The 14,146-nt window shown below is 67.3% G+C and carries 13 protein-coding genes; 10 read left to right on the top strand and 3 right to left on the bottom strand.

Features of this window, described 5'->3' with window-relative positions:
* Nucleotides 1-25 precede the first annotated feature (25 nt).
* The 9 genes from dusB (at nucleotide 26) to hflX (ending at nucleotide 11,878) form a co-directional block, all read left to right on the top strand.
* Nucleotides 26-1,012 (top strand): tRNA dihydrouridine synthase DusB, encoded by a 987-nt coding sequence (gene dusB / locus EV655_RS10425; RefSeq protein WP_243645049.1) that lies wholly within the window; start codon nucleotides 26-28, stop codon nucleotides 1,010-1,012.
* A complete protein-coding gene (locus EV655_RS10420) occupies nucleotides 1,009-2,088 on the top strand; it encodes a two-component system sensor histidine kinase NtrB (protein ID WP_132544530.1) in 1,080 nt (359 codons plus the stop codon). The genes dusB and EV655_RS10420 overlap by 4 nt, the downstream gene beginning before the upstream one ends.
* A complete protein-coding gene (locus EV655_RS10415; RefSeq protein WP_132544528.1) occupies nucleotides 2,088-3,458 on the top strand; it encodes a response regulator in 1,371 nt (456 codons plus the stop codon). Before EV655_RS10420 ends, EV655_RS10415 begins: the two co-directional genes overlap by 1 nt.
* A 93-nt stretch (nucleotides 3,459-3,551) precedes the next feature.
* Nucleotides 3,552-5,831, top strand: a complete 2,280-nt coding sequence (locus EV655_RS10410) for a sensor histidine kinase NtrY-like (protein ID WP_424511314.1) — start codon at nucleotides 3,552-3,554, stop codon at nucleotides 5,829-5,831.
* Nucleotides 5,832-5,834: 3 nt separating this feature from the next.
* Nucleotides 5,835-7,259, top strand: a complete 1,425-nt coding sequence (gene ntrX, locus EV655_RS10405; protein WP_132544525.1) for a nitrogen assimilation response regulator NtrX — start codon at nucleotides 5,835-5,837, stop codon at nucleotides 7,257-7,259.
* A 56-nt stretch (nucleotides 7,260-7,315) separates the two neighbouring features.
* Entirely contained in the window at nucleotides 7,316-8,692 is a 1,377-nt protein-coding gene (gene trkA, locus EV655_RS10400) for a Trk system potassium transporter TrkA (protein WP_132544523.1), read from the top strand.
* A 4-nt stretch (nucleotides 8,693-8,696) separates the two neighbouring features.
* Nucleotides 8,697-10,214 carry a TrkH family potassium uptake protein gene (locus EV655_RS10395; RefSeq protein ID WP_132544521.1) on the top strand — a complete coding sequence of 506 codons (1,518 nt, stop codon included), beginning with the start codon at nucleotides 8,697-8,699 and terminating at the stop codon, nucleotides 10,212-10,214.
* Between the two features lie 135 nt (nucleotides 10,215-10,349).
* On the top strand, nucleotides 10,350-10,583 hold the full coding sequence (gene hfq / locus EV655_RS10390; RefSeq protein WP_080616433.1) for an RNA chaperone Hfq: 234 nt from the start codon (nucleotides 10,350-10,352) through the stop codon (nucleotides 10,581-10,583).
* Nucleotides 10,580-11,878 (top strand): GTPase HflX, encoded by a 1,299-nt coding sequence (hflX, locus tag EV655_RS10385; protein WP_243645048.1) that lies wholly within the window; start codon nucleotides 10,580-10,582, stop codon nucleotides 11,876-11,878. The genes hfq and hflX overlap by 4 nt, the downstream gene beginning before the upstream one ends.
* 75 nt (nucleotides 11,879-11,953) lie before the next feature.
* On the opposite strand, the gene EV655_RS10380 is transcribed toward hflX, so the two are convergent.
* Entirely contained in the window at nucleotides 11,954-12,286 is a 333-nt protein-coding gene (locus tag EV655_RS10380; protein ID WP_132544519.1) for a hypothetical protein, read from the bottom strand.
* Nucleotides 12,287-12,434: 148 nt separating this feature from the next.
* Between EV655_RS10380 and EV655_RS10375 the strand changes: the two genes are divergently transcribed.
* The gene (locus tag EV655_RS10375) at nucleotides 12,435-13,136 is read left to right on the top strand and encodes a glutathione S-transferase family protein (protein ID WP_132544517.1); all 702 of its coding nucleotides are present in this window, start codon (nucleotides 12,435-12,437) and stop codon (nucleotides 13,134-13,136) included.
* A gap of 6 nt (nucleotides 13,137-13,142) precedes the next feature.
* Here the strand turns inward: EV655_RS10375 and nusB are convergent, their stop codons facing one another.
* Both nusB and EV655_RS10365 read right to left on the bottom strand, forming a co-directional pair.
* A complete protein-coding gene (nusB, locus tag EV655_RS10370; protein ID WP_132544515.1) occupies nucleotides 13,143-13,610 on the bottom strand; it encodes a transcription antitermination factor NusB in 468 nt (155 codons plus the stop codon).
* Entirely contained in the window at nucleotides 13,607-14,146 is a 540-nt protein-coding gene (locus tag EV655_RS10365; protein ID WP_132544514.1) for a 6,7-dimethyl-8-ribityllumazine synthase, read from the bottom strand. Before EV655_RS10365 ends, nusB begins: the two co-directional genes overlap by 4 nt.

Below are 14,146 nucleotides of genomic sequence, written 5' to 3'. Positions count from 1 at the left end.
AGACAACTGCACAAGGATTAATCACTTGTCCATTCAGGTGGCAGATATCCCGCTGGATCCGCCCGTGCTGCTGGCCCCCATGGCCGGCATCACCGACCTGCCCTTTCGCAGGCTGGTCGCCTCGTTCGGCGCGGGGCTGGTGGTGTCGGAAATGGTGGCGAGCCAGGAGATGGTTCAGGCCCGGCCGGGCGTGCGCGAGCGTGCGGCGCTGGGGCTGGACGACCAGGCGACAGCGGTTCAGCTTGCCGGCCGCGATCCCCGCTGGATGGCCGAGGCCGCGCGGATGGTCGAGGGTCTTGGCGCCCGGATCATCGACATCAACATGGGCTGCCCGGCCAGAAAGGTGACGGGGGGAATGTCGGGCTCGGCGCTGATGCGCGATCCGGACCGGGCGCTGCGGCTGATCGAGGCGGTGGTGGGCGCGGTCCGCGTGCCGGTGACGCTGAAGATGCGGCTGGGCTGGGACGAGGGCATGCTGAACGCCCCCGATCTGGCCGCCCGCGCCGAATCGGCCGGGGTCCGGCTGATCACGATTCATGGCCGCACCCGGTGCCAGTTCTACAGCGGCCGGGCCGACTGGGCGGCGATCCGGGCCGTCAAGCAGGCGGTCGCCGTGCCCGTGATCGCGAATGGCGACATCGTAGACGCCACCAGCGCAGGGGCCGCGCTCGCGGCCTCGGGCGCGGACGGGGTGATGGTGGGGCGCGGCGCGCAGGGGCGGCCCTGGGTCCTGGCACAGATCGCCGCACGCCTGGCGGACCGGCCCCAGCCCGACGCCCCCGTTGGCGGCGCCTTCGCCGGGATGGTCGCGCAGCATTGCGAGGCATCGCTTACCTTCTACGGGCGCGCACTTGGCCTGCGCGTGTTCCGCAAGCATCTGGGTTGGTACATGGACGAGGCGGCCACCGACCCGGGTCTGCGCCGCACCATCCTGACCGAACGCGACCCCGCCCGCGTTCTGGCGCTGCTGCCCGAGGCGCTGGACGGGCACGGCGAAAGGGTGGCGGCATGACGCTTGACCAGGATCCGATCTGGACCGCGCTGCCGATCCCCGCCTTCCTGCTGGATGCCGACGACCGGATCGCCGCGATCAACCCCGCGGCCGAGCTGTTCATGAACGCCACGATCAGGACGCTGCGCGAATCGCCCGTGTTCGACCGGCTGGCGGTCGATGCGCCGCTGGACGAGGCCTTTGCCCGGGTCCGCGCCAATCACGCCGCGCTGTTCATCAACGATGTCGAGGTCAGCCCCGGCACCCGCGCGCCGGTCGAGTGCAACCTGCAGATAGCGCCGATGAACGACCAGGCCGAACACGTTCTGCTGCTGGTCAGCCCGCGCGAGATCGCGGGACGGCTGGGCCGGGCACATTCGGTCAAGACGGCCGCCAAATCGGCGATCGGCATGGCCGAGATGCTGGCCCACGAGATCAAGAACCCGCTCGCGGGCATCACCGGGGCCGCGCAGTTGCTTTCGATGAACCTCAAGAACGGCGACCTGGAACTGACCGACCTGATCGTCGCCGAAAGCCGCCGGATCGTGAAGCTGCTGGACCAGGTCGAGCAGTTCGGCAATCTCAGCCCGCCCAACTGCAAGGCGGTGAACATCCACGACGTGCTCGACCGCGCGCGCAAGTCGGCGCTGGTCAGCTATGCCGCGAGCATGCGGATCGAGGAGGAATACGACCCTTCGCTGCCGCCGACCTGGGCCGATGCCGACCAGTTGATGCAGGTCTTCACCAACCTGATCCGCAATGCCGCCCAGGCCGCCCCGCGGGGCGGCGGCACGATCCGGCTGCACACGTTCTATGACCTGTCGCTGCGCATGCGTCACCCCGACGGCTCGGGCGTGCCGGTGCCCCTGCAGGTCGAGATCATCGACAATGGGCCGGGCCTGCCCCCCGACATCGCCTCGGACGTGTTCGAGCCCTTCGTGTCGGGGCGCGAGAACGGCACCGGGCTGGGCCTGGCGCTGGTGTCCAAGATCATCAACGACCATGGCGGCTGGATCGCGGTCGACTCGGTGCCCGGGCGCACCGTTTTCCGCATCTCGCTGCCGGTCGCCCCCAAACCCCAAGAGGATGACAGCTGATGGACGGAACCGTTCTTGTCGCCGACGATGACCGCACGATCCGCACCGTGCTGACCCAGGCGCTGACGCGGGCGGGCTGCAAGGTGCATGCGACCAGTTCGCTGACCACGCTGATGCGCTGGGTGTCCGAGGGCAAGGGCGACCTGGTGATCTCGGACGTCATCATGCCCGACGGCAACGGGCTGGAGATGCTGCCCAAGATCGGTCAGGAACGCCCCGGCCTGCCGGTGATCGTGATCTCGGCGCAGAACACCATCATGACCGCGATCCAGGCCGCCGAGGCCGAGGCCTATGACTACCTGCCGAAACCTTTCGACCTGCCCGACCTGATGAAACGCGCGGCCCGCGCCCTGGAAACCAAGCGCCGGGTGCGCCCCAGCACCGAGAACGTCTCGCCCCCGGGCGAACAGGACGACCTGCCGCTGGTCGGCCGCACGCCGCAGATGCAGGCGCTGTACCGGCTGGTGGCCCGCGTGATGAACGCCGACCTGCCGGTGCTGATCACCGGCGAATCCGGCACCGGCAAGTCGCTGATCGCCCGCGCGATCCACGACTTTTCCGACCGCCGCTCGCTGCCCTTCGTGATCGCCACCGCCGGCGACCTGGAAGGCGTCGACGGACCCTCGACGCTGGCCGCCCGCGCGCGCGGCGGCTCGATCCTGTTCGACGAGGTGGCCGATCTGACCGAAGAGGCCCAGGCCCGCATCGTGCGCATGCTGGACAGCTTCGGCGACACCGCGCCCCGGGTGATGGCCACCAGCCAGACTGACCTGATGGGCCGGATGGAGGCCGGGCAGTTCCGCCAGGACCTGTTCTACCGCCTGGGCGGCGTCACCGTCGCGGTGCCGTCCCTGCGCGAGCGGGTAGACGACATCCCCCTTCTGGCCGAACACTTCCTTGCACGGTCCGAACGCGACGGCGCGGCGCGGCGGACGATCGCCGCCGATGCGATGGACCTGATCCGTGCCTACAGCTGGCCCGGCAACGTGCGCCAGCTGGAACACACGGTGCGCCGCCTTGTCGTCACCAGCCCCGAAGAGGTCATCACCCGTGCCGAAGTCGAGGCGGTTCTGGGCAACCAGCCCGAGATCGAGCCCCTGGTGGGCGGCGGCGAGGGTGAGAAACTGTCGGCCTCGGTGGCCAAGCATCTGAAACGCTATTTCGATCTGCATGGCGGCGTGCTGCCGCCGCCGGGGCTTTATGCGCGAATTCTGCGCGAGGTTGAAATGCCCCTGATCGAAATCGCCCTAGACGCGACCGGCGGCAACCAGGCAAAATGTGCCGATCTTCTGGGCATCAACCGCAATACCTTGAGGAAAAAGATCACCGACCTTGATATTCGCGTGACTCGCCGCCGCAAGTTGATGTAAATTCGCAACAGCGCGTTGCCTTGAATCCGCAGAATCCAGGCGCGCGCCGGGGAGCGAGGCCGCGCCCAGCGGCGCAACGACACGAGGCAAGCAGTGGCCAGCGCCACGGGCCGGTTGGCTTTTGATCGGCTATTCCACAGACGGCCGTCGCGGCGCGTGCAGAATGCTGCAACGCTGGGTCTTGTCGTTCTGGGGCCGGTCCTGGCGATCGGCACCTTCCTGTTGCTCGGCCCGCTCGACCAGGGCGCGACTTCGCACGGGCTGCGCGCGATCCTGCTGGCCGATCTGGTCTATTCCCTGGTCGTCGCGGCCCTGGTCTTTCGCCAGATCGCGCGCATGGTCGCGGCGCGACGCAGCCATTCCGCGGGCTCGCGGCTGCACCTGCGGCTGACCGGCGTCTTCGCGACGATCGCGCTGGTGCCGACCGTTCTGGTGGCGATCTTCGCGGGGCTCACGATCAATATCGGCCTCGAAGGCTGGTTCTCGGACCGGGTGAGCAACGTGGTCGGCGCCTCGCTGTCGGCCGCCGAGGCCTACGAGGAAGAACACCGCCGCGACCTGGCGGCCGATGCCCAGACGCTGGCGGGCTATCTCAACATCGCGCAGCAGGCGACGTTCTTCCTGCCGGATGGGGAATTGCGGCAGCTTCTGACCCAGGCCCAGGCCAAGGTCCAGCGCGGCCTCAAGGAAGCCTATGTCATCGACGGCGCGGGCGAGATCAAGGCACGCGGCGAACGGTCCTACCTGTTCGACTACGAACAACCCGCCCCGACCGAGATCGACCGCGCCAGCGAGGGCGAGACGGTCATCATCGAGGACTGGGACAACAACGAGTTCCGCGCGCTTGTCGGGCTTGACGCCTATGTCGACCGCTTTCTCTACATCTCGCGCAGCGTGGACGGCGAACTTCTCAGCCTGCTCGACGACACCCAGGCAACCTCGCGCCTTTACCAGCAGCTTGAAAGCGACCGGGGACGCGTGCTGTTCGAATTCGGGCTTCTCTATTTCGGGTTCGCGGTGATCCTGATCCTTGCCGCTGTCTGGCTGGGCCTGTGGTTCGCCGAACGGCTGTCGCGCCCGGTCGGGCGGCTGGCCGGTGCCGCCCAGCGCGTCGGCACGGGCGATCTGGACGTGCATGTGCGCGAGGAAGACGGCGACGACGAGATCGCAATGCTGGGCCGGATGTTCAACCAGATGACCCGCCAGCTCAAGGGCCAGCGCGACGCGCTTCTGGAAAACAACCGCCAGACGGAACGGCGGCGCCGGCTGTTCGACTCGGTGCTTTCGTCGGTGACCGCGGGCGTGATGGGCCTGGATGCCGAGGGGCGGGTCGAGTTCGTGAACCGGTCGGCGCTGATGCTGCTGCAACTGGACGAGGCGCGCGACAACGGGCAGGAGCTGAAGGTCGTGGTGCCGGAATTCGGCGCGCTCTTCGAGCGTCTGCGGTCCGAGCGCCGCGCGACCGCGCAAGACGAGATCCGCCTGATCCGAAGCGGCAAGATGGAGAACCTGCTGGTCCGGATGGCGACGCGGCGCGGCGCGGACGGGCGGCGCGAGGGCTATGTGGTGGCGTTCGACGACGTGACCGATCTGGTGACCGCACAGCGCATGGCCGCCTGGGGCGACGTCGCCCGCCGCATCGCCCACGAGATCAAGAACCCGCTGACCCCGATCCAGTTGTCGGCCGAACGCATCAAGCGCAAGTTCCGCCCGCTTGTCGGTGACCAGGCCGAGACGCTGGACCAGTATACCGACGTGATCGTCCGCCAGACCGGCGATCTGCGCCGGATCGTCGACGAATTCTCGAAGTTCGCGCGCATGCCCGAACCCGAACGCAAACCCGTCGATCTTGCCGCGCTGGTCCGCGACGCGCTGGTGCTGCAGGAAAGCGGCCAGCCGGATGTGCGCTTTGTCGCCGACCTGCCCGAAGGCGCGATGCCGGCCGAGCTTGACCCGACGATGATCAGCCAGGCGCTGACAAACCTTATCAAGAACGCGGGCGAGGCCATTGAAACCCGGCGCGAAAAGGGGGCGCCGGACGGCTTTGCCGCGGAGATCCGGGTGCGCCTGACCCGCGAGGACGGCGCCGGCCTGATCGAGATCGCCGACAACGGGATCGGCCTGCCCGAGGACCGCGCGCGGCTGTTCGAGCCCTATGTCACCACGCGCGACAGCGGCACCGGGCTGGGGCTGCCGATCGTCAAGAAGATCATCGAGGAACATGGCGGCACGCTGGAACTGGTCGACGCCGAGCCCTTCGCGCCGGGCGCGCACCGGGGCGCGATGGCCGTGATCCACCTGCCGGTGGCCAAGGCGGACCGGGCAGACGAACCCGTGATCGACACCACGAAACAAGCGGTATCCGGAGAGTAGGACATGGGCGACATCCTGATCGTCGACGACGAGCGCGACATCCGCGAACTGATCGCGGACATCCTGCAGGACGAGGGCTATACCACGCGGCTGGCCGCGAATTCCGACCAGTGCATGGCCGAGATCAACGCCGAACCGCCCGCGCTGATGATCCTCGACATCTGGCTGAAGGACAGCAACATGGACGGGATCGACATCCTGTCCAGGGTCAAGCGTGACAACCCGGACATCCCCGTGGTCATCATCTCGGGCCACGGCAATATCGAGATCGCGGTCGCCGCCATCAAGCAGGGCGCCTATGACTTCATCGAGAAACCGTTCAACATCGACCAGTTGCTGGTGGTGATCCGCCGCGCGATGGAAGCCTCACGCCTGCGCCGCGAGAACCAGGAATTGCGCCGCAAGGATGTCACGCAGGCCGACATGATCGGGTCGAGCCCGGCCTTCAAGGCGCTGAAATCCCAGCTGGACAAGGTGACGAAATCGAACGGGCGCGTGATGCTGACCGGCGCCCCCGGCGCGGGCAAGGAGGTCGCCGCGCGCTATATCCACGCCCAGTCCACACGGGCAAACGGCCCCTTCGTCGTGGTCAGTTCCGCCTCGATCGAGCCCGAGCGGATGGAAGAGGTGCTGTTCGGCCGGGAAAGCGCGGCCCGCGGGGTCGAGCCGGGCCTGCTGGAACAGGCCCATGGCGGCATCCTCTATTTCGACGAGGTGGCCGACATGCCGCTTGGCACCCAGTCCAAGATCCTGCGCGTGCTGGTCGACCAGCAGTTCCAGCGCGCCGGCGGCACCGACAAGGTGCGGGTCGACATCCGCGTGATCTCGTCGACCACCCGCAACCTGCATGCCGCGATCGCTGCCGGCACATTCCGTGAGGAACTCTATCACCGGCTCAACGTGGTGCCGATCGGGGTGCCCGCACTGGACGAGCGCCGCGAGGACATTCCCGAGCTTGCCCGCCACTTCATCCAGGGATTCAACCGGGTTCAGGGCCTGCCGCTCAGGGCGCTGTCCGACGAGGCAGAGGCGCTGTTGCAGACCATGTCCTGGCCCGGAAACGTGCGGCAGTTGCGCAACGTGATCGAGCGGGTGCTGATCCTTGGCGAGGGAACCGACCAGATCACCGCAGCCGAATTGCCGGTGCCCTCGGAAAGCGTGGCCGACGAGGGGCGCATGGTCCTGTCGGCCGGGCTGGCCACCCTGCCCTTGCGCGAGGCGCGCGAGCTGTTCGAGCGCGAATACCTTCTGACCCAGATCAACCGCTTTGGCGGCAACATCTCGCGGACCGCGAATTTCGTCGGCATGGAGCGCTCGGCGCTGCACCGCAAGCTGAAATCGCTGGGCGTCGTCACCTCGGCCAAGACCGGCGCGCGGATCGCCCATTTCGAGGACGAAGAGGAAGAGTTCGGAACCGCCGCCGATTGACCGGCCCGCGGGCATCTGCGATGCATCGGGCGTGTTCCCCCAGTCGGATGGCGTGAATGAAGGTCATCATCTGCGGCGCGGGCCAGGTCGGCTGGCAGATCGCCCGCCACCTCTCGGGCGAAAAGAACGACGTCACCATCGTCGACCTGAACAGCGACCTGATCCGGCGGGCGACCGATGCGATGGACGTCCAGGGGATTACCGGGCACGCCTCCTATCCCGACATCCTGGAACGGGCAGGCGCGCGGGACGCCGACATGATCATCGCCGCGACCCAGTCCGACGAAGTGAACATGGTCACCTGCCAGGTGGCTCATTCGATCTTTGCCATTCCGCGCAAGATCGCGCGGCTGAGGTCACAATCCTACCTGACCGCGATCTATTCCGACCTCTACCGCCGCGATCACATGCCGATCGACGTGGTGATCAGCCCCGAACGCGAAGTGGCCGAGGCGGCGCTGCAACGGATCGCGGCCCCCGCCGCCTTCGACACGGAAAGCTTTCTCGGCGGGCAGGCACAGCTTCTGGGCATCACGCTGGAAGACGACTGCCCGGTGGTGAACACGCCCTTGCGCCAGCTGACCGACCTGTTCTCGACGCTGCGGGCCGTCGTGGTGGGCGTGCGGCGCGAGGGCACGCTGTTCGCGCCCGATCCGAACGACCAGCTTTTCCCCGAGGATCAGATCTATGTCTTTTCCCATATCGAGGATGTGAACCGGACGCTGGACATCTTCGGCAAGTCCACGAAAAAGCAGGAGCGGGTGGTGATCATCGGCGGCGGGAATGTCGGGCTCGCCGTGGCACAGTCGCTGGAAAAGCGCGAGGACCGCATCCGCGCCAAGGTGATCGAAAAGGACCGCGCCCGCGCCGAGACCGCAGCCGACGCGCTGGAACGGACGATCGTGCTGCATGGCGACGGGCTGGACGTCAGCCTGCTGGAAGAGGCGAATATCGAGCGCGCCGACGCGGTTCTGGCGGTCACCGACGACGACAAGACCAACCTGCTGGCGGCCGTCAGGGCCAAGCTGGCGGGCTGCCCGATGGCAATCGTTCTGGTCAACGACCCCTCGCTGGTGCCGCTGATGGGCCCGCTCGACATCGACGCCTATATCAACCCGCGGGCCACCACCGTCAGTTCGATCCTGCGCCATATCCGCCACGGCCGGGTGCGCGGCGTCTATTCGATCGGCGATGCCGAGGCAGAGGTGCTTGAGGCGCAGGTGCTGTCGACCTCGCCGATGGCGGGCAAGCGGGTACAGGACATCGACTTCCCGGAAGGCGCACTGATCGGCGGCGTGATGAAGGGCGGCAAGGTGATCCGTCCAAAGGGAGACACCCGCATCGAGGAGGGCGACGTGGTCGCGATCTTCGCGCTGGCCGCGGACGTCCGGGAAGTGGAGCGCCTGTTGCAGGTCTCCATCGACTTCTTCTGAGGCCATGCACCGGCTTTATGATCTTCCGCTTCTGGTGATCCTGATGGGGATCGGGGCATTGGCAATGTTCCTGCCCGTGGGCGTGGCCCTGGCCGAACGCGACTGGCTGACCGCGCGCAGCTTCATCTATTCGGGGCTGCTGTTCAGCGTGCTGGCCGCGCTGATCGGGCTGGCCACGATCGAGAACCGGGTCGAGAACCAGGCTCGCAGCCACCTGCTGTCGATGCTCGGCTTCTATACGCTGATGCCGGTGATGCTGGCCGTGCCCTTCGTCGAGTCAGTGCCGGGGGCGACCTATCTGGACGGCTATTTCGAGATGGTCTCGAGCCTGACGACCACGGGTGCCACGCTTTATGAACCGGTCTGGCTGTCCTCGGGGGTGCATCTGTGGCGCGCCTTGGTGGGATGGCTTGGCGGGTTCTTCCTCTGGGTCACGGCGATTTCGATCCTCGCGCCGATGAATCTGGGCGGGTTCGAGGTGACCGCGGGTGCCGGCGGCATCGGCCGGGCGCAAGGCAGGGGCGCGGTGTCCAGCCAGGCCGCGGATCCGCGCGGGCGGCTGGTCCGGTTCGCCCGGCGGCTGGCACCCATCTATATCGGCCTCACCGCCAGCCTTTGGGTGCTGATGCTGGTGGCGGGCGAGGGACCGCTGGTGGCGGCCTGCCACGCGATGTCGGTGCTGTCTACCTCGGGCATCTCGCCGGTGGGCGGCGTGCCGGGCGGGCAGAGCGGCATCGTGGGCGAGATCTTCCTCTGGGGCTTTTTCCTCTTCGCCTTTACCCGGCAGACCTTCATGTTCGACTTCCGTGCCGAAAGCTGGCGGTCGCTGAAGAACGACATGGAACTGCGAATGGGCGTGGTGATCGCCTGGGCGGTGACTCTGTTCCTGTTCGCGCGGCACTGGCTGGGGGCCTACGAGTTGCAGGCCGACGAGAACAGCGTCGCGGCGCTGCGCGCGCTCTGGGGGGCGGTCTTCACGGTGACTTCGTTTCTGACCACCACGGGCTTCGTGTCGACCGACTGGGCCGAGGCGCAAAGCTGGTCGGGGCTGGCCACGCCGGGTCTGATCCTGGTCGGGCTGGCGATCTTCGGCGGCGGGGTCGCGACGACCGCGGGGGGCGTGAAACTCCTGCGCATCTACGCGCTTTACAAGCATGGGGTGCGCGAGATGGAAAAGCTTGTCCACCCCTCGTCGGTGGGCGGCGCGGGTGCGTTCGCGCGGCGCATCCGACGGCAGGGTGCACAGATCGCCTTTGTCTTCTTCATGCTCTTCGCGCTGTCGGTCACCGTGACGATGGTGGCGCTTGGCGCCGCGGGAATCGATTTCGAGGCGGCGATGGTGCTGAGCGTCGCGGCGCTGACCACGACCGGCCCCCTGGCCACCGTCACGACCGAACCGGCGCTGTCCTATGCCGCGCTCGGCGACGGCGCGCGCATGGTGCTGGCTGCGGCGATGGTGGTCGGGCGGCTCGAAACGCTGGCAATCATTGCGCTGCTGAACCCGGAATTCTGGCGCGGCTGAGACGCACGCGCGAAATTTCGGATCGCATACCCGTCATGGGGGGTGGAAAGTCTTTAAACCTCGCGACATACTCGGCGCGAGGGAACGATGGCTGTCCGCCACGGGGCAGGTCCAGACAACAAGGGCAAGAAACGCATGGCTGCCGACAAGCAGAATTTGCAGGACGCATTCCTTAACCATGTTCGCAAGACCAAGGTGCCGGTCACGATCTTCCTGATCAACGGTGTCAAGTTGCAGGGTGTTATCACCTGGTTCGACAATTTCTGCGTGCTGCTGCGCCGCGACGGGCAGTCGCAGCTGGTCTACAAGCATGCGATCTCGACGATCATGCCATCCCAACCGATCAGCCTGTACGAAGGCGAGGATTGAGCCCTTCCGAGATCCTCGAGCACGGACGCCAGGCAACCCGCGCCTGGGTTCTGCATCCCGACATCACCAGCGACCGAACCCGCCGTGACCCGGGCCCGGCCCTGCAAGAGGCGGTTGCACTGGCTGCCGCCCTGCCCGGCCTGGAGGTCGTCGGGTCAGAGGTGGTGCCGCTGCCCAAGGCCCGCGCGGGGTTTCTGTTCGGCACGGGCAAGATCGCGGAACTGGGCACCCGGCTGAACGAGGCCGAGGTCGAACTGGTGCTGATCGACGGGCCGGTGACGCCCGTGCAGCAGCGCAACCTCGAGAAGGAATGGAAGGTCAAGATCCTTGACCGGACCGGCCTGATCCTTGAGATCTTCGCCGACCGCGCCCGCACGCGCGAAGGCGTGATGCAGGTGGAACTGGCCGCGCTCAGCTACCAGCGCACACGGCTCGTCCGTGCCTGGACCCACCTGGAACGCCAGCGCGGCGGCCTTGGCTTCGTCGGCGGCCCCGGCGAGACCCAGATCGAGGCCGACCGCCGCGCCATCGACGAGGCGGTGATCCGGCTCAAGCGGCAATTGTCCAAGGTGGTCAGGACCCGTGACCTGCACCGCGCCGCCCGGCGCAAGGTGCCGTTCCCGGTGGTGGCGCTGGTGGGCTATACCAATGCCGGCAAGTCGACGCTGTTCAACCGCCTGACCGGGGCCGAGGTCCTGGCCAAGGACATGCTGTTTGCCACCCTTGACCCGACGATGCGGGCCGTCACCCTGCCCACCGGGTTGAAGGTGATCCTGTCGGACACGGTGGGCTTCATCTCGGATCTTCCCACCCAACTGGTCGCCGCCTTCCGGGCAACGCTTGAAGAGGTGCTGGAGGCCGACCTGATCCTGCACGTGCGCGACATCGCCCATACCGACACCGAGGCGCAGGCCGAAGATGTGCGCGCGATCCTAACCGATCTGGGGGTGGCCGAGGACACTCCGCAGATCGAGGTCTGGAACAAGACCGACCTGCTTGATCCCGACCGGCGCGACGCGCTTGTGGCGGCCGCGACGCGGCACGAGGGCGTCCGGGCGATCTCGGCCTGGACCGGCGAGGGGATCGGGGCGTTGCTTGAGGCGGTGACGGCGACGCTGGACGAGGCCCGGACGCGACGCGAACTGCATCTGGGATTCGGCGACGGCAAGCGCCGGGCCTGGCTTTTCGCCGAGGGCGTGGTCGAGGCGGAACGGCAGGACGATGACGGCCATGCGCTGACCGTCAACTGGACCGCCCGCCAGGAACAGCGGTTCCGCGCGCTGCCAGAGGACTAGACCCTGCCGGATGAAAAAATGGCGGCCCGAAGGCCGCCAGTTTGTGCATCATCCCGAACGAAGGAGTCTTGATCGTCAGCGCGGGGGGTGGCGTCGGTCACTTACCGGCACCGGGATCGGAACCAGCACCTCGGCCAGCCCGCGTACGCGCTCCGGCTGGCGCCGGCCGCGCGAACCGTCATCCTCGTCGCGAGCCATGGACATCACCGCGATGCCGAACTGCACGCCCGAGAAGACGATACCGTTGAACATGAAGAGCAACGCCGCCGCCAGCCATCCGCCCGAAACATGCGTGACCAGATGCCAGAGGTTGGCGACATTGAAGAACATGAGCATGGAAACGAAGGCGGCCGAAAGGACAAAGCCGATCATCGTATGCCGAATGTAGAGGCTCACGAGTTTGGGCATGGATCGTCTCCGTTGCTTGCCTCTATTACGTAGACATTTGCAGATCGATTCCAAGAAAAAACTTGGGGCCGCCCTTCAGATCGGCTCTGGCCGGGATCCTTGGTTCACCCCATTCTGCGGCCAACGGAATTAACGAAAGCTTACCGAGATGCTCGCGTTGCACGTCTTCGCCCCGGAAATGGGCATGATCAGCCCCAGCCCGTTCTCGGTGAAAGCCCTTCTGTTGCTGGAGTTGAGCGGTATGCCCTTCACCCGCGTCCCGGGTGACCCGCGCAAGGCGCCCAGGGGCAAGCTGCCAGTGCTGGTGGACAACGGGCAGGCCATCCCCGATTCGGAGGCCATCCGCGCGCATCTCGCCCGGGCCCACGGTTTCGACGCGGATGCGCACCTGACCACCCGCCAGAGGGCCGAGGCGGCGGCGATCCGGGCGCTGGTCGAAGAGCATCTCTACTGGGTGCTGGTCCATTCCCGCTGGATCGAACGGCCTGCCGAAACGCGCGCCGCCTTCTTCGGGCGGCTTCCTGCCCCCTTGCGCCGCCCGGTCTTTGCGCTGGTCCGCCGTCAGGTCGACCGCGCGCTGCAGGGCCAGGGCACCGGTCGCCATGCGCCCGGGGAAATCCATGCGATGGGGGCCGAGGGGCTTGCCGCGCTCGCCACGCTGCTGGGCGACGGGCCATACCTGTTCGGCGACCGGCCGTCGAGCATCGACACGGTGATCTTCGGTTTCCTCGAGAACGTTCTCGCCGCCACGCTCGACACTCCCCTCAGGGCCGCGGCGGCCGCGCATCCGGGGCTTGTCGCCTATCACCGCCGCCTGCGGACGGGGATCGCGGCGCCGCTGCTGCCCTGAGCGGGCTCAGAACGCCTCGGGCTTGGCCTCGCGCGCCATGTGGTCGAGCACGGCGTTGACGAATTTCGGCTCGCGTCCCTCTGGAAAGAACGCCTTGGCCACGTCAACGTATTCGTTGATGACCACCTTTGGCGGCGTCTTGCTGTCGACCAGTTCCGCCCCAGCCGCGCGGAACAGCGCCCTCAGCGTCGGGTCGATCCGGGCGATCGGCCATTTCGCCACCAGCGCGCGGTCGGTCATCTGGTCGATCCTGGCCTGCAAGTTCACGGCGGTTTCCAGCGTGGCGCGGAACAGATCGACATCGCCCTCGGCCAGTTCCTCGCCCTCTTCATAGCTCGCGCCGAAGCGCCAGGTCTCGAACTCGCGGCGCACGGCGTCCACGGTCTGGCCCGACTGCTCCATCTGGAACAGCGCCTGCACGGCGTAAAGCCGCGCGGCCGATTTCATCTGGCGGCGGTCTGCGGCGCTGGTCATGCGCGATCCGCCCCCTCGGCGATCTGGAAACCGCCGCCGGGCCGGAAGCCGACGCCCCTGGTCTCGCCGCCCCACTTGCGGGCCAGCGCGATCAGGTGCAGCGCCGCGGCCGCCGCGCCACCACCCTTGTCGCCGTCCTGCGGATCGGCACGCACGACTGCCTGTTCGTGCGCCTCGACCGTCAGGATGCCATTGCCGATCAAAGCCCCCTGAAGCCCCAGCAGCAGCAACCCGCGCGAGCTGTCGTTGCACACCGTCTCGTAATGGGTGGTCTCGCCCCGGATCACGCAGCCCAGCGCCACGTAGCCGTCGAAGTTCGACATCCGGTGCGCCAGAGCGATCGCCGGCGGCAGCTCCAGCGCGCCGGGCACCTCGATCGTCTCGTGGGTGGCCCCGGCCCGGTCGATCGTCGCGCGCGCGCCCGCGATCAGCATCTCGGCGATGTCCCGATAGAACGGCGCCACCGCGATCAGAAGTTTCACCGGCCGCTCGAAGGCCGGCAGCGGCAGGATGTGGTGCGGGTCCTGGTCGGCCAT

This window comes from Rhodovulum euryhalinum (assembly GCF_004342445.1).
In the GTDB taxonomy this organism is placed as follows: domain Bacteria; phylum Pseudomonadota; class Alphaproteobacteria; order Rhodobacterales; family Rhodobacteraceae; genus Rhodovulum; species Rhodovulum euryhalinum.
The sequence above is the reverse complement of the archived record's forward strand: the minus strand, read 5'-3'. Positions and strand labels throughout refer to the sequence as shown.